The sequence below is a fragment of the Amycolatopsis sp. MEPSY49 genome, assembly GCF_051337345.1.
In the GTDB taxonomy this organism is placed as follows: domain Bacteria; phylum Actinomycetota; class Actinomycetes; order Mycobacteriales; family Pseudonocardiaceae; genus Amycolatopsis.
In genome coordinates, this window is sequence record NZ_JBDLYJ010000001.1 from 508,887 (window position 1) to 527,767 (window position 18,881).

General features: G+C 71.9%; 12 protein-coding genes. 3 read left to right on the top strand and 9 right to left on the bottom strand.

The window, feature by feature from the left end; genetic code table 11:
• Window positions 1–29: 29 nt before the first annotated feature.
• The 5 genes from ABFJ78_RS02615 to ABFJ78_RS02635 are packed head-to-tail and all read right to left on the bottom strand — an operon-like array spanning window position 30 to window position 11,096.
• Entirely contained in the window at window positions 30–2,855 is a 2,826-nt protein-coding gene (locus ABFJ78_RS02615) for an ADP-ribosylglycohydrolase family protein (RefSeq protein WP_436383957.1), read from the bottom strand.
• Window positions 2,856–2,871: 16 nt separating this feature from the next.
• Window positions 2,872–5,115, bottom strand: coding sequence for an ADP-ribosylglycohydrolase family protein (locus ABFJ78_RS02620; protein ID WP_436383958.1), 2,244 nt, complete (start codon window positions 5,113–5,115; stop codon window positions 2,872–2,874).
• Window positions 5,116–6,531 (bottom strand): TNT domain-containing protein, encoded by a 1,416-nt coding sequence (locus ABFJ78_RS02625; RefSeq protein ID WP_436383960.1) that lies wholly within the window; start codon window positions 6,529–6,531, stop codon window positions 5,116–5,118.
• On the bottom strand, window positions 6,528–6,962 hold the full coding sequence (locus ABFJ78_RS02630) for a hypothetical protein (protein ID WP_436383961.1): 435 nt from the start codon (window positions 6,960–6,962) through the stop codon (window positions 6,528–6,530). The genes ABFJ78_RS02625 and ABFJ78_RS02630 overlap by 4 nt, the downstream gene beginning before the upstream one ends.
• Window positions 6,963–11,096, bottom strand: a complete 4,134-nt coding sequence (locus ABFJ78_RS02635) for a toxin glutamine deamidase domain-containing protein (protein WP_436383962.1) — start codon at window positions 11,094–11,096, stop codon at window positions 6,963–6,965.
• Window positions 11,097–13,476: 2,380 nt separating this feature from the next.
• Between ABFJ78_RS02635 and ABFJ78_RS02640 the strand changes: the two genes are divergently transcribed.
• Window positions 13,477–13,746, top strand: a complete 270-nt coding sequence (locus ABFJ78_RS02640; RefSeq protein ID WP_400866114.1) for a hypothetical protein — start codon at window positions 13,477–13,479, stop codon at window positions 13,744–13,746.
• 299 nt (window positions 13,747–14,045) lie between these two features.
• On the opposite strand, the gene ABFJ78_RS02645 is transcribed toward ABFJ78_RS02640, so the two are convergent.
• The 3 genes from ABFJ78_RS02645 to ABFJ78_RS02655 all read right to left on the bottom strand — a co-directional run bounded on the left by ABFJ78_RS02645 (window position 14,046) and on the right by ABFJ78_RS02655 (window position 16,331).
• The gene (locus ABFJ78_RS02645; protein WP_436383964.1) at window positions 14,046–14,369 is read right to left on the bottom strand and encodes a WXG100 family type VII secretion target; all 324 of its coding nucleotides are present in this window, start codon (window positions 14,367–14,369) and stop codon (window positions 14,046–14,048) included.
• Window positions 14,369–14,896: a YbaB/EbfC family nucleoid-associated protein gene (locus ABFJ78_RS02650; RefSeq protein WP_436383965.1), complete on the bottom strand. Its 528-nt coding sequence runs from the start codon at window positions 14,894–14,896 to the stop codon at window positions 14,369–14,371. Before ABFJ78_RS02650 ends, ABFJ78_RS02645 begins: the two co-directional genes overlap by 1 nt.
• A 142-nt stretch (window positions 14,897–15,038) precedes the next feature.
• The gene (locus ABFJ78_RS02655; RefSeq protein WP_436383967.1) at window positions 15,039–16,331 is read right to left on the bottom strand and encodes an MFS transporter; all 1,293 of its coding nucleotides are present in this window, start codon (window positions 16,329–16,331) and stop codon (window positions 15,039–15,041) included.
• 204 nt (window positions 16,332–16,535) lie between these two features.
• Here ABFJ78_RS02655 and ABFJ78_RS02660 point away from each other — a divergent pair, with 204 nt between their 5' ends.
• On the top strand, window positions 16,536–17,117 hold the full coding sequence (locus ABFJ78_RS02660) for a YqgE/AlgH family protein (RefSeq protein ID WP_169734908.1): 582 nt from the start codon (window positions 16,536–16,538) through the stop codon (window positions 17,115–17,117).
• On the opposite strand, the gene ABFJ78_RS02665 is transcribed toward ABFJ78_RS02660, so the two are convergent.
• Window positions 17,114–17,533 (bottom strand): SdpI family protein, encoded by a 420-nt coding sequence (locus ABFJ78_RS02665; RefSeq protein ID WP_436383968.1) that lies wholly within the window; start codon window positions 17,531–17,533, stop codon window positions 17,114–17,116. The two genes, ABFJ78_RS02660 and ABFJ78_RS02665, sit on opposite strands and share 4 nt — an antisense overlap.
• Window positions 17,534–17,598: 65 nt before the next feature.
• Between ABFJ78_RS02665 and ABFJ78_RS02670 the strand changes: the two genes are divergently transcribed.
• On the top strand, window positions 17,599–18,759 hold the full coding sequence (locus ABFJ78_RS02670; protein ID WP_436383969.1) for an esterase-like activity of phytase family protein: 1,161 nt from the start codon (window positions 17,599–17,601) through the stop codon (window positions 18,757–18,759).
• Window positions 18,760–18,881: the final 122 nt, after the last annotated feature.

Sequence of the window (18,881 nt, forward strand, 5' to 3'; positions counted from 1 at the left end):
CCTCCCCTGACCCCAGTGACAACCGAAACTTAGTCGACCGGGTACCGCGCGAACCACCGGTCGTCACCCGGTGCGTCCGGGCCGAACTCGGTGAGCGCGTCGTCCGCCAGGCCGACGATGACGTCGCGGAGCTCCAGCTGCGCCAGCCAGCTGCGCCGCAGGGCTTCTTCGCCGTACATCGCGCCGACGAGGTTGCCGCAGACCGAGCCGGTCGAGTCGCTGTCCCCGCTGTGGTTGACCGCCGCGAGCAACGCCGTGTCGGCGTCCGTGGTGGTCAGCGCGACGTACACGGACATCGACAACGCCGTCTCGCCGACGTTGCCCTGCCCGAGCGTCTCCAGCTTCTCCGGCGTCGGCGGGCCCTGCTCCGCCAGCGCCAAGGCGGCGTCGAGCGCGGCGCTCTGCTCTTCGTGGCCCGGGTGCTTGACGAGCTCGTCCCGCGCGGCCGCGAGGGCGCCGGGCAGCGGTTTCCCGTGCAGCAGCCCGTGGACGAGCACCGCGAAGCAGCCCGAGGACAAATACCCGGACGGGTGACCGTGGGTCAGCGCCGCGCTCTCGGCGCCGAGCCTGAAGACCTCGGCGAGGTCGTCCGACCAGAGCGCGATCGGCGCCGCGCGCATCACACCACCGCAGCCCTTCGAGTTGTTCACCGGCCGCTCGATGCTGCCCCGGACGCCCGCGCGGCCGTACGCCTCCAGCTCGCCGAAGCAGGTCAGCCCCGGCGCGCGGCGGCTGAACAGCTCCTGGTGCGTGATCAGCCAGCCGTCCGGCGCCTCGACCGCCGACTGCGGCCCACGCGCCCGGTCCCACGCGACGCCCTGCGTGTGCAGCCAGCGCTGGTACGCCATCTGCAACGAGTGGACGACGTCCGCGGACCCGGTCTTCCGCTGCTGGGCGTGCGCCCGGATCAGCGCTTCGAGCGTGAAGAGCGTCATCTGCGTGTCGTCGGTGATCCGGCCGACGCCGCCGTACGCGGGGATGAAGTCGGTGATCCCGGCCGGTCCCGCGATTTCGCGGATCCGGTCGATCGAGTCGAACTCGGTCTTCGCGCCCAGCGCGTCGCCGATCGCCCCGGCCAGCAGGCTTCCGCGCAGTCGCGATCGCAAGTCGGGTCCCTTCGGTTTCGGGGTGAACCGGCCGCTCGGGTACCGGCGTTCCCAGCGTGCGTGTTCCGCGGTCTCCGTCTGGAGGCCGTTGCGGTTGAAGTACCAGAAGACGTCGCTGGCGACGTCCTCGAGGAGCCCGAGGTCGGGCAGCGCCGTGACCCGGGGCAGGCCGGGCACGCCGACCCGGGCGCCGACGAGCGCGCCCGCGACGGCGCCGGCGACCGGGCCGGACCGCGCGGCGAGCGTGATGGCCGCTTCGGGGTCGTGGCCGCGCTTGGCCGCGGCGAACAGCGCGCGGCTCAGCACCGACCGGACGCCCCGGCCGTCGCCGAGTGATTCGAGCTGCGTCACGTCGTCGGCGTCGCGGTCCTCGCGCAAGGCGAGCACCTGCGTCGCGAGGTCACCGCCGATCTCCCGCAGCCGCAGGTGCACCGGCACGGCGAACGCGTCCCGGGTGAGCAGGGCCTGGAACAGCGCGATCAGCAGGTCGACGCCCTCGGTCGCTTCACCACCGGCCAGTTCGCGGGCGACGTCCTTCGCGTACTGGTCGCTGTCGACACCGTCGATGGCGACCGCGCCGGCCGGGGTCGCCGCCAGCGCCGTGGCGAGCAACGCCGACGAGTCGTCGGGGGCGAACCCGGCGTGCCGCGTCGCGACCGCGAGCCAGCCCACCGGGTCCGGATCGGGCAGCGGAGACGGCACTTCGCCGGTCGGCACCGGCGGCAGGCCGCGCAGCACGATGCCGGTGTGGAACAGCAGGTGCCGGGTCAGCCCGCCCATCGGCAGCGGACCGGTGGCGCCGCCGCCCAGCGCGTCTCCGATGGCGAAGCCGACGTACGCGCCGACGATCCGGTGCCACGCGAAGCGCGCGGCCGGCGTCCCGAAGGCGGAGAACTTGCCGAACGTCCACGGCACCGGACGCGGCTGCGCGTCCTCGCCGACGTGCGCGATCAGGCCGTTCGCGCCCAGGTCGGCGGGCCATTCCGGGGCCTGGCCCGCCCGCCGCCGGACGCCGTTGCGGTACTGCCAGGCGAACCCGCGCAGGTACCGGACGCACTCCTCCGGCGTCAGCTCGAAGTGGTGGTCGCGGGCGTGGTCGACGGCGTACCGCAGGTGCCGTTCCAGCAGGTCAGGGGGCTCGACGCCGAACTCCGCGACCAGCCCGGGCAGCGCGTCGGCGACCTCGGGGCCGGCTTCCGGCGCGGGCTCGTCGACCTTGGGCCGCCGTTCGGCGGGACCGGCGGCCAGCTCGGCCGCGGTCAGGCTGCGGACCATGCCGGTGCCGGGGTCGAGCGTCAGGCCGGTCGACGGCAGGTCCGCCAGCAGGTCGCGCACGGTCACCCGCCAGCGGTGCGGGTACCGGCCGGGCACCTTCGCCGACGAGCTGTAGGCGATGACCTCCCGGCCGCCGGACACCGGACGGACCAGCGGTTCGCCGTCCTGGACCGGCACGAGGACTTCGCAGTCCAAGAGCGCGCGGGCGAACTCGGCGCGGCTGATCCAGTTCGCGCCCAGGTAGTTCAGCAGCTTCCCGGCGTCGGTCGACGGCACCGGGAAGCCGCGCCAGACCGGGCCCGGGGTGTACTGCTCGTTGGCGCGACGTGGGCCGGTCGGTTCCCCGAACAGCGTGTACTGCGCCCAGCCGCGGATGGCGCGGACCGGGATGCCGAGGTCGGGAAACGCCTTCTCGTCGAACTCCGGGTCGACGTCGGGCCGCCACTCGACGAAGCCGTCGTCGCTTTCTGCCATGCTCCCCATCCTCGGGCTAATGCCGCGGGTACCGCTCGATCCACTGGTCGCCGAGCGCGCTCAGCGCCGAGTGGCGGTCGAAGTGCCAGTAGGCGTCCGAAGCGACGTTCTCCACCAGGTACCGCAGCTCCAGCTGGTCGACCCACTTCTGCGGCAGCCCCGGGATCCCGGTGCGCGCGCCGAGCAGGGCGCCGGCGATCGCGCCGGTGAGCGCGCTGCGGCCGGAGTGGTTGACCGCGCGAAGCAGCGCCTGCTCCGGGTAGTTCTCGAAGCCGGACAACGCGGCGAAGGCGCGTCCGAGTACCGAGAGCGTCGTCTTGCCATCGCCGATCAGCTCGGGCATCCGCAGGTCGGGCAGCCCGTGCTCGCCGAAGAACGGCACCGACTCGGCGACCATCTCCGCGATCGCCGTCCACTCCGGGCCCTGCTGGAACTGGTTGTCCGGGTTGAGCACCTCGCGGCTGGTGTTCCAGATCGGGAAGCTGAACGCGTCCTTGGTCAGCGCGTGCTCGAACAGCCAGGTCAGGTAGGTCGCGGCGGCCAGGTCGGGCTCGGTCGGGTGGGTGACGCCGGCCAGGTCGCGCACCGCCTGGCGCGCGCCCCCGGAGAGGCCACTGCCCGGACCGGCCATGGTCAGCGCGGCGGGCAGCGCCGGGATCAGCGCGGCCGGACCGGTCATCGGCGGCGCGCCCGCGGCCTCCGTCGCGAGCTGGTGGTAGGCGTTGAGCTCGACGTCGTCGGCGTCGCGGCGGGCGTGCAGGTCCGCGACCTGGACGAGCCAGCCGTCCGCGTTCTCCATCGGCGCGCCCTGCGTGCGCAGCCAGCGCTGCAGCGCCCCGCGGACGACGCCGGGGAAGAGCTGCTCGGCCTCGCGCGACTCCGGCTGCTCGCGGTGCGGGCTGCGGATCGCGGCCTCGGTGTAGAAGAGCAGCCGCTGCGTCAGCGAGCCGATCCGGCCCGGCTGGTCGAACGCCGGCACCAAGTCGGTGACGCCTTCGATGCCGTACTTCGCGTGGATGTCGTGCAGCATCATCCGGTCGACGGCCGCGCCGAGGGCCTCCCCGAGCGCGAAGCCGACGTACGCGCCCGTGACGCGCTGCCAGCCGTAGCGGAAGCCGTCGAGGTCGCGCTCGAAGTACTTGCCGAACGTGTCCAGCCGCGGAGTCGCACGGCCGGCGTTGTCGTACGTCGGGGCCAGGCCGTTCGCGCGCAGGTCGTTCGGCTTGCTGCGCGGTGGCTCCGGCATCTGCAGCCGCTTCAGCCACGACTCGCCGAGCACGGTCTTCGCGCACTCCTCGGCGGTCAGCTCGAAGCCGCGCCGCCGCGCCTTCTCGGCCGCGAGCAGCGGCGGCTTGACCGGGTCCGGCAGGCCCATCCGCGCCGCGGTGTCGGCGGCGACGCGGATCAGGTCCTCCTCGGCCTCCGGGCAGCGGCCGTGGACGTCGATGCGCGGCTCGTGCCGCGGGAAGCGCTGGACGATCTCGGCGAGCTCGCCGCTGGAGACGTCCTCGATGGTCGTCGGGCCGCCGTTGATCACCAGGTTCGGCGGGTGCTCGAACTCGGCGAGCGTCGCGACGTCGACCTTCCACCAGCCGTGCTCGCGCGAGGGCAGGTGCCGGGTCGAGCTGAACACCTTGAGCTCGTTGCGCTCCTCGGCGAAGTAGAACCGGTCCGTCTTGCCGGTCTCCAGGTCGAGCGGGACGAACACCTCGCACCGGATCAGCCCGATGAGCAGCAGCTCCCGGGTCAGCCAGCCGACGCTGCCGAACGACAGCAGCGTCTCCAGGGTGTTCTCCGGCTTCGGGTAGCCGCGGCGGATCGGCCCCGCCTTGTACTCGGGGTTCTCGCGCTCTTCACCGGTCTGGTTGCCGTCGGCGTCGACCTTCACCCAGCCCGCGACCGCCTGCAGCGGCACGCCCAGCTCGCCGAGCCCGGCCTTCACGTATTCGGGGTCGACGACCTCGCGCCAGTTCTCCTGGCCGGGGAACGCCACCGGCACCGACAGCCCGCCGGGGTGCGGGTGCGCCTGGCGCAGCTCGCCGTCCGGCTCGCGGACGACGACCGACGGCGGCGGGAAGATCTCCTTCTCCGGCCGTCCCTCGTCGAGGAACGCGATGGTGTTGTAGGGCACCGACCAGCCCTCGGGGATGCGCAGCACCTTCTCGGTGTCCACCCGGAGCCCGGCGGGACCGGAGACGTCCGGACCGTGCACCGCGCGCAGCCACTGGCCGACCTTGGCAATCGCTTCCGCCGCTTCCACCTACTCGATCCTCTCCAGGCTTCCGTCGGACTCGTGCTCGGCGATCGTCTTCGGCAGCACGAAGGCCACCGCGCCACCCGGCAGGTTCGCCCACGGAACCGTGATGCCGGTGATCACGTGCAGAGGGCGTCTGAGCCGGTAGCTCCGCCGCACCCGCTCCCGTTCGAGCGGCAGCGACGTCGTGGCGAACCGTACCTCGCCGTGGTGGACGAGATTGCCGGGTTCCTCGCCGAAGCGCAGGACGACCGTACCCGCCACCAGTCGCGTGATGCGCTTGTTGCGGAGCAGGGTGAGGGGAGGCTCACCCGGCGCCGGGTGGACCGGCCAGTCGTCGAGCTCCTTCGCCGTCTCCAGCGGGGTTTCGTGGCCGGCGGTCATCCGGGCGGGGTGCAGCAGCAACGCGCCGAGCAGCTGCTGGGCGGCGTCTTCGAGCCGGTCGAAGTACTTCGGCGCGCGCGGCTTCCCGCCGGCGTACGCGGCGACTTCCCAGCCGTCGGCGGTGAAGTTGAGGCACCACGTGCCGTCGGCCCGCTCGCCGACGCGGTACGCCTCCGGCCAGACGCCGTGCTCGCCGAGCCGTTGCACCAGCACGATCAGCAGTTCCTGGTCGCCGAGCCGCGGGTCCGGCGTGGTCTCCAGCTCCGCGACGACGTCCCCGCTGGTCTTCTTGACGTCGGCGCGGCTCGGCTTCGGCCGCGGCTCGCCCCGCAGGTCGGCCGCGGCGGTCCGGCGCACCAGCGGCTCGACGTACGGCGGCTGGAAGTGGTGCCGCCGGATGTGCGCGACCAGGTCCGGCTCGGGCGGAATGCCCTCTTCGGCCAGCAGATCGGCCACCGACGACGGCCAGACCCAGGTGCCGTCGGTCTGGAAGCGGACGTCGCCGTCTTCGTGCACGACGGCTTCGCGCTCGAGGTACTGCAGCACGAGCGGCACCTCGGTGTCGGTCAGCGGCGGGCGTTCGACGTCCGGGCCGCCGACGTCCGCGTGCCGGAACACCAGGCCCAGCGGCAGCTGCGCCCGCAGCCGCCACCAGTCCGGGATGTGCTCGTCGGCGCGCGGGAACGCGGCGAGCTCGTCCGGGTAGGCGGCCGCGGGCGGCGGGTCCGTCCACACCGGATCGTCGTCGAGCGCGAAGTCGAAGTCGAAGGTGCCGTCCGGGTTCAGCGTGAACCGCGCCTGCAGCCAGGTGCCGCGGCCCTCGGCGGCCATCCCCTCGCGCAGCTCGGAGAACAGCTCGGCGACGGCGTCGGACGTCGTCGCGTTGTGGCCCTCGAGTTCGCGGTGCGTCCCGACCTGCCGGAAGTCGACGGCGGCCGGTCCCGTGGCGTCGGTCCGGAGGTCGCGGACGAGCTTTCCCAGCTGCACCAAGAGGGTGCGCTGGTCTTCGGGCGAAAGTCGATGTTCCACGTGAATCATCGTTCGAACACCGAGGTGAAGTGGAAGGTCGGGGCTTCGCCGGCGTCGCGGCGGGCGAACTCGTCCTCCCACATCTTGAAGGTGCGCCGGTACAGCGATTCGATCAAGGCGCGTTCCTCCTTGGTGATCTTGCGGTTCTCCTCTTCGACGCCGGCCCAGATCGCGTCGATCGTCTGATAGAGCGCGAAAATCGGCCCGTCCCCGCGGAGGTAGTTGTGCCTTTCCTCCTCGGTCCGGCGCACGAACCGCTCGCGGTCGAGGCTCCGGATGTCCGGCCCGTGGTCGAACAGCACGTCGATGACGTGCTCGTTGTCCTCGTCGAACCGGCCGGTCTTCCAGTTGAGGATCCGGCCCGTGAGCCCGCCGTCGGGCGTGCTGTCGACCACGAACGGATGGGCGTAGTACTCGAAGTAGGACGGCGTCTGGACCATCTAGAGACTCCCCTGCAGCGCGTCCCAGAACAGCGCCCGTTCGCGCTTGATCAGCCCGTCGATCAGGGCCTGTTCCTCGTCGGTGTGTGGTCTGTCTTCGGCTTTTTTGAGCGCTTTGAGGTCACGTCGCACCTCGTACAGCGAGTGTTCGTACGCCGACACGTCGTCCAGCGACTTCAGGTGCAGGCGCAGTTCGGCGACGTGCCCGTCGATGCGCACGCTCATCTGCAGGTCGCGGTAACCCGCCGGAGCGGGGTTGGCGAAGCGGTCGTCGAAGGCGACGATTTCCAGGTCCGGGTGCCCCGCGATCCGCGCCAACGCGGCGTAGGCGTCCTGCACCCGTTCGAACTGGATCATCGCGCCCGCGAGGTCGACCAAGCGCGATGCGTCGCCGTCGTAGTTGGTGTTGATCTTGTCCATCGCCCGGCCTTCGGACTTCGGTCCGGGCCGGAACCCGGCGTGGCCGCCGGTCTCCTCCGCCAGCGGCGGCAGGATCTCCTTCAGCTTGAGGTCGACCCGAGCCGCTTCCCGGTAGCGCTCGGCGAGGTACTCCCGCGTGTACGCCTCGTCTCCGAGGCGGCCCTGGTCGAACGGTGTCTGCTTGCGGTGCGCGTTGGGGTGGTCCTTCGCCTCGTCGAGCACGTCCCGCGAGGTCTCGGCCTGCTCCGGCGTGAGCGGCGTCGGGTCCGGGTGCGGCGCCACCGGTTCGGCGTCCGGGTCCGGGTGGTGCACCTCGTGCACGGCGTCGGCCAGGATCGGGATGGCCTCGTCGTGCACCAGCAGGCTCGCGATCGTCTCCGGCTTGCGCAGCAGCGACCGCGTCAGGAACTCGTTGGCCGGGTCGTGGAGGAGTTCGACCAGCTCCGGGTGCTCGGCCAGCCGCGTCCGGACGAACTCGCCGACCGGCCCGAGGTTCTGCGGGTTCCCCTCGTGGTCCTTGACGACGAGGTCGGTGGTGGCGCCGTCGAGCGCTTCGGCGACGCGCGGCTGGGCGAGGAGCTCGTCGAGCCGGCTTTGCGGGGCGTGGCCGTAGCCGCCGTGTTCTGCGGTTTCGATGTGCTCGCTTTGGACGTGCTCGGTGCCGGGCGTGCCGACGTGCAGCAGCTTGATGTCCTTCGGCGGCTGCGGCAGGTGCATGAGGTCGCCGGACTGCGGGTCGATGAACGCGACGCCCTCGCGGGTGTGCACGACCATCGCGACGTGCCCGTACTCGGCGCCGTTCGGGCCCTCGTACTTCACCGCGACCACGGCGTGGTGGTCCAGCGGCATGTCCCGCATCTCGCGGATGACGTCGTCGTAGCTGCCGCGCGCGGAGAACGTCTCGCCGAACCGGCCCTCGATGTGCTCGAGCGTGCCGCGCGTGCCCATCTCGTGGAAGAGGATCGGCTCGGCCGTCGCGCTGCCGCCGTGCAGCCGGTCCCAGTACGCGCCGGGGCCGCGGGTGCAGTTGGACAGGTAGCCGTTCTCGAGGGCGCCCGGCTCGTGGAAGCCCGGGTTGACCTCGCGCAGGTGCGGGTGCCGGTCCTGGACGTAGGCCGCGCGCTCGCTCGGCGTCGTCCCGCCGGCGTGGATGGCCGGCTCTGCGGGCGGGTTCGTCGAGCGCGCCAGCCGTGAGTAGTCCGGCCCCGGTTGGGGGACGGGCAGCGGTTCGGCCGGGGTGTCGACGGCATCGTGGACCGTTGGGTGCTCCGGTGGCGGCGAGACGTGATCGGGCTCGGTCAGGCCGCCGAGGCGTTCCATGAGCGAGGCCTGCCGGCGCCGTTCGAACTCCGCCGCGTTGTGGTCGTTCTCCGCGCGGCGCTCGGCCATCTTCCGCTGCGCGGCCTCGGGATCGAGGTAGCGCGGGTGGCCGGGGCCGATCTCCTCGGCCTCGATGACCCACTTGCGGCGGCCCTCGGGCGTGATCTCGAGCCGCCGTTCGTGCACCAGCAGCTGCGTGCCGGGCGGCGACAGCGATTCGCGCTCGGACGGGTTTTCGGCGAGCTTCGAGATGTCGCGGAGGTTGTCCGACCGGACGTGCAGCTCGACGTCGTCGCCGAACTTGCTGGTGGAGAATTCGTCGGTCTTGATCGAGGCGCTGGAGAACGCCGGCTCGACGACCACGTCTCCCGGGTTGTACGGCCCGGCGACGAGCTCGGCGAGCCGCGGGTCGCCGCCGACGTCGTACGCGCGGATGGTCTCGCCGGACGTGCGCGGCACCTGGTTGAGGCCGTCGATGACGGCGCGGGCGTTCGCCTGCGCCAGGTCGAAGCCGGGATGGCCGGGGCCGCGGCGGAGGGCCTCGTTGAGGTCGTAGGCGTACTCGCCGCGGGTGTAGCCGTGGACCGCGACGGCGCCGTCGTCGGTCAGCGGCAGCCCGGCGGCGTCTCGGCGGGCGAGTGCGCGGTCGTGGATGTCCTGGTAGATGCGCTCGTCGCCGACCGCGCGGCGGATGCTCTCGTGGTCGGCCGGGGTCCCGCGGTGCTCGCCGTCGAAGAGGTAGCCCTCGTCGTGCGGCGGCCGTTCGGTCGCCGGGCTCAGGCGGTCGGCGATGGTCGGCGTTTCCTGGTGGCCGAGGGGGAGCTCGCGGATCGTGGTGGCGTCGTGCGGCAGCTCGGCGAGCCGCCCGGTGACGGGATCGGCGAAGAGCACCCCGTGCTCGGTGTGCACGGCGGCGACCAGGTGTTCCTGGCCACCGTGCTCGAAGGCGACGGCGGACCGCGCGCCGACGGGACGTTCGTGGAGGTCGTTCGCGACCTCGGCGAAGCTGCCCCGGTCGCTCCACGGGCCGCTCAGACTTTCGCCGCGAGCCGGGCCGGCGACGACGTCCTCGCCGTTCATCCGCCGGTCGAAGGCCGTCATCGACTCGGCGGCGTTGGTGCGGAAGCCGTGCTCGCCCGGGCTGTAGTGGTTGCGGGTGTTGACGGCGGCGAGTTCGGGAACGGCGTCGCGGATCAGGCGTGCGTGCTGCTGCGGAGTCTCGACGGACCCGGCGTGCAGCACGGGCGTCCCACCCGGAGTGAGCGGTTCGGCGAGCTGCGACCAGCCGCCTTCGGGCGCGTTCGTGGCCGGCGCGGGTTTGACGGCCGGCGGCGGCGCGTCTTCGTCCCCGCCGAGCAGCTTGAAGAGGTCGTTGGTCGGCTTGAGGTGCGGGTGTTCGGCGTAGAACTGCTCGAGCTCGGCGTCGGCCTCGCGCTGGAACCGTTCCTCGTCGGCGCGTTCCTGGGCCCGGCGTTCCTCGATCGCCTCGTGCGAGTCGCCGCGGTACCGCGGATCGCCGGGTGCGATTTCTTCGGCGTGCACGATCCACTGCGGCTTGTCCCGGGCCCCGGGCGCGTTCGTGAAGTCGGGGTGCTCGGGATGCCCCGGCCCCATCTCGACGCGGGTGATTTCGAACTGCGATCCCGCCTTGAAGAGGACCTCGCGCTCGCGTCCGATGCTGGCCATGGACTCGACGTCCCGCCCGGTCTTGGACTCGATCCGCATCTCGACCTCGCCGGCGAAGGTACTGCGCGGGTGCTCCGCGTCGACCTTCGACGAGCTGAGGAAGGAGGGCTCGGTGATGTGCGCGCCTTCGTGGAAGCGCCCGAGGAAGGCTTGCAGCCGCGAGGGATCACCGTGGAAGTCGACGCGCCTGGAAACGGTTCCGACGTGCGGAGGAAGCTCGTTCAGCCCGGAGACGAGCGCGGCGGCCTGAGGAGCGAGGTCGAGCAGCTCGGGACCACCGAGCCGCAGAGCCCGGTTGAGCGGCCCGACCATCTCGTGGCGCGTGTAGGCGTGCACGGCGAAGGCGCCGTCGTCGGACATGCCGGGGTGGAATTCGTCCCGCTTGGCGAGCGCTTCGCGACGGACCTGCTCGTGGCGGAACTCGCCGGTTTCCGGGCTTTGCCGCCCGGAGTCCAGGAAGGTGTCCTCGATCCGCCGCACGCCGGCGGGGTCGTCGGTGTGGAAGTCGGGGTCGTCGAGATAGGGCTCGTGGGGGGCTTGGTCGGGCTGGCCGTACTGGTCGTCGTTAGCTTCGTGCCCGGGTTCGTGCTGCTCAGTGTGTGCGTCGGTCGTCGGCTCGGCTTCGGGCCGCGGTTCCGCGGGCTGGTCGTGGGCGGTCGGCTGATCAGCCGGTCGTTCCTGGGCCGGAGCGTGCTCGGTCGCGGGCACGTTCGGCTGGTCGTGAACAGGCGCAGGCCGCGGCGGATCGAAGGGACTCTGCACTCCCCGCCCCGGCTGCTCGGCAGGCGGGCCGAACCGAGGCGGCGGAACCTGCGGCGGCCCAGCCGGACGAGCCCAACCCAACCGCGGATCCGGCGGCGGCGTGGGCGGGCGATTACCCGGACCAGGCCCCTGCGGCCCCCGAGGCTGACTCGGATACCCGGCCGGTCGCTGCCCACCAGGCATCCCCGGATGCGGCGGCCCACCAACCGGCCGACGCTGCGGCGGCATGCGCCGCGGATCAACCGGGTGCGCCCCACCCTGCGGCGGCGGCCCCCCGTGCGACGGAAACTGACCCCGCGGAGGCTGCCCACCCGGCGACGGCTGCCCACCGGGCGGCTGCGGACTGTGTGGCGGCTGCGGGCTGTGCGGAGGTTGCGGGCTGTGCGGAGGTTGTCCACCGTGCGGTGCCTGGCCGACTTGCGGCTGCTCACCCCGCAGCGGACCACCACCGTGCGGTGCCTGCGGAGCGTGCGGCGGCTGCCCACCGTGTGGTGCCTCCGGACCGTGCTGCGGTTGCCCGCTCCATGGCGGCTGCGGGCCCTGCGGCAAATGTCCACCGTGTGGTGCCTGCGGACCGTGGGGCAAATGTCCACCGTGTGGTGCCTGCGGACCGTGGGGCGGCTGCCCACCGTGCGGTGCCTGCCCACCGTGGGGCGGTTGCCCACCCTGAGGTGCCAGTCCACCTTGCGGTGGCCCGCCGCGGAAGGGGTGGCCGCTGTGCGGTGCGGGGCCGGCTTCCTGCGGCCGGCCGTTCGGAACTTGGTGTCCCCGGGGCTGTTGCGGCGGCTGCCCACCCATCGGCCGGCCCGGCGGCATTCGGCGCGGGTCCTGCGGGGGCATCCGTCGAGGCTGTTCGTGCGGTGGCTGCCCGCCGCGCGGGGGCAACGGGCCCTGCGGTGCTGGTCCGCCCGCGCGTGGTCCCGGTCCCCCTGGCATGCCGGGCGGGGGCGGCGGGGCGAAGCCACCGGGAGGTGGTGCCTGCTGCGCCGACGGTCCGTGCTGGAACGGCGCCGGCCCCCCATCCGCCGCGAACGGCTGGTTCGTACCGCCGGTGAAGCCCGCCGCTCCGACGTTGTCCTGAGGACGCCCGCCCACCTGACGTCCCGGTTCCACGCCGAAACCCGGCGGGGCCATCCCGTAGCCGCCGTTCGCCGGACCGCCCGCGGAAGACACGTGCGACGGCACGCTGCCGGACGATCCGCCCATCGAAGGTGCGGATCCGGCCGTCGGCTGGCTCGGTGCCTGTTGCTGGGGTGCTGGCGCTTCGGCGGCCCTCGCCTCAGCCTGCTGCGCGGGTGCGGGGTTGCCGGGTGCCGTCGTGATCTCCGGCTGCTGCGGAACGTGGTCGGAACTCGGCCGCGGGCCCGCGGCCTGCGGAGGCTCAGCGACCGGACGTTCCGGCTCCCGGCTCGGCGCGCTCTCCACCCGCGACTCCGGTTCGGACGAAGCCTCGCGCCGCGGAGCCTCACTCCGTGACTCAGGCTCCGACGCCTCCCGCCGGGGCTCCTCACCGCGCGACTCCGGCTCGGCTGAGGCCTCCCGCCGGGACTCTTCCCCTCGGGACTCCGGCTCAGCGAACGCCTCCCGCCGCGGCTCTTCGCCCCGCGATTCCGGTTCTGAGGACGCCTCCCGCCGAGGTTCCTCGCCCGGTGATCCGGGCTCCGACGACGCCTCCCGCCGCGACTCCGGTTCGGAAGACGCTTCGCTCCGCGACTCCGGCTCGGAAGACGCTTCGCTCCGCGACTGGGATTCCGGCGAAGTCTCGCTTCGCGGCTGAGGCTCCGACGAAGCCTCAGCCCGCGGCTGTTCCCCGCGCGACTCCGGCTCCGACGACCGCGGCTCCGATCCCGAGGACGAACCCCCGTCATCCCCGGACCGCGACTCCCCCGACCCCGACCCCGACCCACCGGCATCCCGCGGAATGTTCGCCTCGTGAACGGCGTGCATCTGCTCCTTGGCGCCCCCGACGGCCCCACCCACAGCCCCACTGGAAGCCCCGGTCAGCAACTGCTCCGGCGTCAAAGACCCCAGATCCCCGGTAACCGCCGCCTGCCCAACGGTCTGCGCAACCCCCTCGACCGCCCCCCGAGCCCCCGCCCGCAAAGCCGCGTCCGCGACCTGCCCCCCAGCAGAATGCGAAAGCCCCTCGGTGGCCCCCCGCCCGATCGACCCCGAAGCCGCCCCGACAACCCCACCGACCGCACCGGAAATCGCCGCGTCCGAGGTCTTCGACCAGTCCCAGCTCTGGCGATCCCCCTTCGCCATCTGCAAACCCTGGATCCCCGCGTCCATCCCCAGGTTGATGGCCTCGTTCTTGAGGATCTCCATGCCGATCTTCTTGAGACCCTGCTTGAGCAGCTTCTCCAGCAGCTCCTTCGCGACCTGCTTGAACCCCTGCTGCGCCAGCTTCTCGAGCAGTTGCCGGAACAGCATCTGCACGGTCATCCGCGTCGCGATCTGGGCCGGCGCGATGCCCGCCGTCGAGCCGCCGAACGTCACCGCCGCCGCCGCGATCATCGCCGCGATCTGGGCCGCCAGCACGATCAGCGAAATGATGATCATGTACTTCGTGTACTCGACGTCCAATGCCGTCTGATCACACGAATCGCCCAGTGCCTTCGCCGCGTCCGCCAGCTGCTTGAAGTACGCCTCATCACCCTCGACGAACTTCTTCCACTGCGCCACGAACGCGTCGGCGCCGTCGCCGGTCCAGTTGTCGCGGACTCCCGACGCCGCCTGGTTACCCGTCTCCGAAACCGGCCCGACCGCCGCCGACGCCGCGTGCCACGCGTCGCGCAGCGCCCGCAGCTTGGTCTCGTCGCCTTCCGGCCAGCTCTCGCCGACGACTATCGGCAGCAGCCACTTGACCGCGTCGGGCATCTCCATACCCACGGGTCATTGCCCCTTGCCGAGCTGCGAAGTCACGTCTTCGTCGGCGCCCGACAGCGCCTTCATCGACTTGGCGACGTTCTGCTGCATGCCCCGCAACCCCTGCACGAGGTTGGTGAATCCCTCGACGGCCCCCTGCGAACCGGGCACGTAGTCCTTCGCGAACTCCTTGCCCGAGTCGTCGCCGCCCCAGCACTCGCCCTGCGCGTCGAGCGCTCCTTGCAACGTCTTCAGCGCGCTCTCCAGCGCGTCCGCCGCCGTGGTGAAACCGTTCGACGCGCGCAGGACGGCGTCGGGTTCCGCGGTGAACCCGGAGCCCCCGTCGGGCATCAGTCGCCCCTCGTCATCCAGGACGACGGCGGCTCCTCGTCCTCGTCACGCGGCGGGCGGACGCGCTTGGGAGCGGGTTTGGGCGCGGGCATCGGCGCGGCTTCGTTGCGCAGGATCGAGCCGCCCTCTTCGAACGGCGCAGGCTGCGGCGCCGGCTCCTCGACGAACTCGGGGATCTGCGGCACCAGCCCGGCCAGCGACGGTGCGCCCTCGACGAGGTCCGCGAGGTCGGGCAGGCCTTCGGTGATCGGCGCCATCAGGTCGGCGATCTTCTGCTTGACCTGCAGCGTTCCCTGGCGCACCACCGTCTGGACGGTGTTCGCGAGCTGCGCGGGCGTCGTGCGCTCGAACGCGTTCGGCGCGATCTCGAGCTTCGCGAGGTTGCCGCCGGCGTCGATCGTGGCGCGGACCAGGCCGTCGGGGGAACTCACCTGGGCGGTGGTCTGGGCCGCCGCGGACTGGGCGTCCCGCAGCTGCGCCGTCTGCCGCTCGAAGTTCTCCAGGAGGGTGTCCATCTGGTCCCTCATCGCGGCATTGCGTGCTTCGAGCCGTGCACGGTCGTCGCCCGCGGTGGTCACAGGTGCCCCCGGTGTCCCTCGAACCTACTAATGACTTGCCGTCACCCTAATGCCAATGGAGCAGTCACCGTGACCGGTTCGGGTGTTTGCCTCAGCGAATCGCGCGGCGCCGCGCCAGCACGTACCCGGCTCCGCCGACCAGGTAGCAGACGGTCGCCGCGATCAACAGGCCCGGCGAGCGGCCGTCGTCCGGCACGACGAGCGCGCCCAGCGATACCGCCGCCACCTGGGTGATGTTGAACAGCGTGTCGTACAGCGCGAAGACGCGGCCGCGGGCTTCGTCGGCGACGTCGAGCTGGATCGACGAGTCGACGCAGAGCTTCAGGACCTGGCCCGCGCCGGTGATGACGAACGACGCGAGCAGCGCCAGCGGCAGCAGCATCGGCAGGCCCAGCGCGGACTGCGCGATCGCGGCGAGCAGCAGCGAACCGAGCACCGCCCGCAGCCGGCCGAACTTCCGGAGCAGCCGCGCGGTCAGCAGCCCGGCGATCAGGATGCCGGCCCCGGCGAGCGCGGCCATCTGCCCGAGCCCGGGCAGGCCGGCGCGGAACACGCCGTGGTCGGTGAAGTAGTTCCGCATCAGCAGCACGGTGACCAGCAGCGACGCGCCGAACGACGCCCGGTGCGCGAACAACGCGATGAACCCGGCCGTGACGCTGGGGGCGCGCCACGCGTGCCGGGCGCCGTCCGCCAGTCCGCGCGCGACGGCCAGCACGGGGTTCGGCGGCTCGTCGACCACCGACGGCCCGAGGACGCCGCGCGCGAAACCCCGCGCGATGAAGGCCGACACCAGCGTGCCGAGCACGGCGAACACCGTGGTCTCGGCCGACCCGAGGTCGTTGCTGCCGAAGAGCGCGCGAAGGCCGATCGCGCAGCCGCCGCCGACGACGGCGACCGCCGACCCGAGCGTCGTCGCGAACGCGTTCGCCGTCACGACGCTCTCTTCTTCGACGACGTGCGGCAGCGACGCCGAAAGCCCGGAACCGATGAAGCGCGAGATCCCTTCCGCGGCCAGGGCCAGCGCGAACAGGCCGAGCCCGCCCAGCCCGAAACCGACGGCGGCGGCCGCGGCGACGATCGCCAGCCCGCGCAGGAGGTTCGCGAAGATCAGCACGCGACGCCGGTCCCAGCGGTCCAGCAGGGCGCCGGCGAACGGCCCGACGACCGAGTACGGCAGCAGCAGCGCGGCGAAGCCACCGGCGATGGCCAGCGGATCGGCGGCGCGCTCGGGGTTGAACAGAACGGCTCCGGCGAGGCCCGCCCGGAAGACGCCGTCGCCCCAGCTCGCCGCGAAGCGGGTGAAGAGCAGACGGCGGAAGTCAGGGTCCTTGAGCAGCTCGCGCGGCCCTCTTCGCGTTGTCGCCGTCCGAGCGCTGATCGTCACGAAGCCAAGGGTAAAGGGTGGCCGACGCACTAAGGTCGCCTCTCGGCGGCTATGCGCAGTGTGGCTCCAGCCGGACGGTATTCCACAAAGGCGGTTCTTCAGTGAGCCCGGGGGACACGGAGTGCGCCGGCCACATGTTTCAAACGAGGCTGCTGGGGCGATTGTTCCCGAGCCGAAGTAATTCGCCGGGCCAGGGGTGGGATCATGGGTCGCGTGCCAGCGGACGCCGAGGTTGAACCGGGAACGCTCCTGGTCGCCGCCCCCACGATGGTCGACCCCAACTTCAAGCGGACCGTCGTGTTCGTCATCGATCACCGCGACGAGGGCACCCTCGGCGTCGTCCTGAACCGCCCGAGCGACGTCGCCGTGCACGACGTGCTGCCGAACTGGGGCGGGCATGTCGCCGAGCCGCAGGCGGTGTTCGTCGGCGGGCCGGTCGAGAAGAAGACGGCGCTGTGCCTGGCCGCGCTGCGCACCGGCGAGACGGCGGCGAGCGTGCCGGGCGTGATCGCGGTCCGCGGTCCGGTCGCGCTGGTCGACCTGGACACCGACCCGGAGGCGCTGGTGCCGAAGGTCCGCGGCGTGCGCGTCTTCGCCGGGTACGCGGGCTGGGACTCCGGTCAGCTGGCCGGCGAGATCGAACGCGACGACTGGGTCATCGTGCCCGCGCTGCCGAGCGACATCCTGGCCTCGCCCAACGGCGACCTGTGGAGCCAGGTGCTGCGCCGCCAGGGCATCCCGCTCGCGCTACTGGCCACCCATCCGGGCGACCTCCAGCGGAACTAGGCCTCTTCCTTCTTGAAGACGCCGCAGCCGCCGGCGCCGCACGCGCAGCCGCTGCAGCCGGCCGGCGCCGCCGGAGCCGGTGCGGGCACGGTCAGCGCGGCGCGGTTGCCGAGCACCCCGCCGCCCATGACCAGCACCAGCATCGCGAGCACGCCCGCGAGCGCGGCCGAGACGAGACCACCGGTCGTCGGCATGGCCAGCCCGGCCAGCCCGGTGAGCACGGCGATCGCGCCCCCGGCCATGGTCGGCAGGCCCGCGACGCGGTTGGCCAGCTTGAAGGCTTCTTCGCTGCGCAACGCCGCTTCCGTGCGCACCCCGGTGCCGCCCTCGCGCGTCAAGCGCTCGCGGAACCCGAGGAACCCACCAAAACCGACGAGCAGACCCAGCACGACCGGAACCAGCGCGATAGCGAACACGGGTCAAGGATAAGCGTGACGTCCCGGCAACCTGCCGGATACCCTGATCGACTGTGCTACAGGCCATGTCACCGCGTGTACTGCCCACCGTCCTGACCGCTGCCCTGATCGGGGGAATCCTCGCTGCGACACCGGCGAGTGCCACCGAGAGTCACCAGCGGCCCATCCGGCTGCTCGGCGAGCGGATCGTCCCGAACTCCCTGCAGTTCCAAGGCACGACGGTCGGCGGCCTGTCCAGCATCGACTACGACCCCCGGACCGGCGGCTACGCGCTCATCTGCGACGACCGGTCGGCGATCAACCCGGCCCGCTTCTACACGGCGACCTTCCCGGTGTCCGCGAACGGCGTCGGCCCGGTCACCTTCACCGGCACGAAGCCACTGCTGCGCCCGGACGGCACGCCGTACCCGCCGCTCGCGCAGAACGACCCCTCGAAGCCGCAGAACGAGCAGACGATCGACCCCGAAGAGCTGCGCGTCGACCCGTGGACCGGCGACTACTACTGGTCGCAGGAGGGCGAGCGGACCGCGACGACGTTGATCGACCCGTCGATCCGCGAGGCGCGCCGCGACGGAAAATACGTCCGCGACCTGCCGATCCCCGCGAACGAAAAGATGACGCCGACGGCCGGGCCGCGGCAGAACCTGGTCCTCGAGGGCATCACCTTCACCGGCTTCGGCTCCCTGCTGGCCAGCGAGGTCGAGGGCCCGCTGCTGCAGGACGGCCTGGAGCCGACCACGACGTCCGGCGCGCTTTCGCGGATCACCCTCCAGTCGCGGTTCGGCCCGGTGCTGGCGCAGTACGCCTACCCGCAGGAGCCGATTTTCGCGTCACCGGTGCCCGCTGGCGCGTTCGCGACCACCGGCGTCTCGTCGATGCTGGCCGTCGACCAGGCCGACCCGACGAAGTTCCTGATGATGGAACGCTCGTTCGTCACCGGCGTCGGCAACAAGGTGCGCGTCTACGAGATCGACACGAAGGGCGCGACGAACGTCCTGAACGTCAAATCCCTGGCCGACGCCAAGAACGTGAAGCCGGTGAAGAAGCGGTTCCTCTTCGACGCGGCCGACCTCGGCTTGTCCACGGTAGACAACATCGAGGGCATGACGTGGGGGCCGAAGCTGCCGAGCGGTGAGCGCAGTTTGATCTTGGTCAGCGACAACAACTTCTCCGCGACCCAGGTCACCCAGTTCGTCGCACTGGCGGTCCCCTCCGAACGGCTTTGACCAGCAAGTTACGATGTGCACATGAACACGGCTCGGCTGCTCCTTAGCCTGCCGCGCTGACCGGGCCCGGCCCGGCCGGCGCGGCGACCCCTCATGCCCTGGTGGCTGAGGGGTCGAGTTGT

Excerpts from the sequence above, each read along its gene's own strand:
- ABFJ78_RS02645 (WP_436383964.1), bottom strand. The coding sequence starts at position 14,369 with ATGCCCGACGGGGGCTCCGGGTTCACCGCGGAACCCGACGCCGTCCTG.
- ABFJ78_RS02640 (WP_400866114.1), top strand. The coding sequence starts at position 13,477 with ATGCCGATCTTCTTGAGACCCTGCTTGAGCAGCTTCTCCAGCAGCTCC.
- ABFJ78_RS02670 (WP_436383969.1), top strand. The coding sequence starts at position 17,599 with ATGTCACCGCGTGTACTGCCCACCGTCCTGACCGCTGCCCTGATCGGG.
- ABFJ78_RS02625 (WP_436383960.1), bottom strand. The coding sequence starts at position 6,531 with ATGATTCACGTGGAACATCGACTTTCGCCCGAAGACCAGCGCACCCTC.
- ABFJ78_RS02660 (WP_169734908.1), top strand. The coding sequence starts at position 16,536 with ATGGGTCGCGTGCCAGCGGACGCCGAGGTTGAACCGGGAACGCTCCTG.
- ABFJ78_RS02650 (WP_436383965.1), bottom strand. The coding sequence starts at position 14,896 with ATGAGGGACCAGATGGACACCCTCCTGGAGAACTTCGAGCGGCAGACG.
- ABFJ78_RS02630 (WP_436383961.1), bottom strand. The coding sequence starts at position 6,962 with ATGGTCCAGACGCCGTCCTACTTCGAGTACTACGCCCATCCGTTCGTG.
- ABFJ78_RS02615 (WP_436383957.1), bottom strand. The coding sequence starts at position 2,855 with ATGGCAGAAAGCGACGACGGCTTCGTCGAGTGGCGGCCCGACGTCGAC.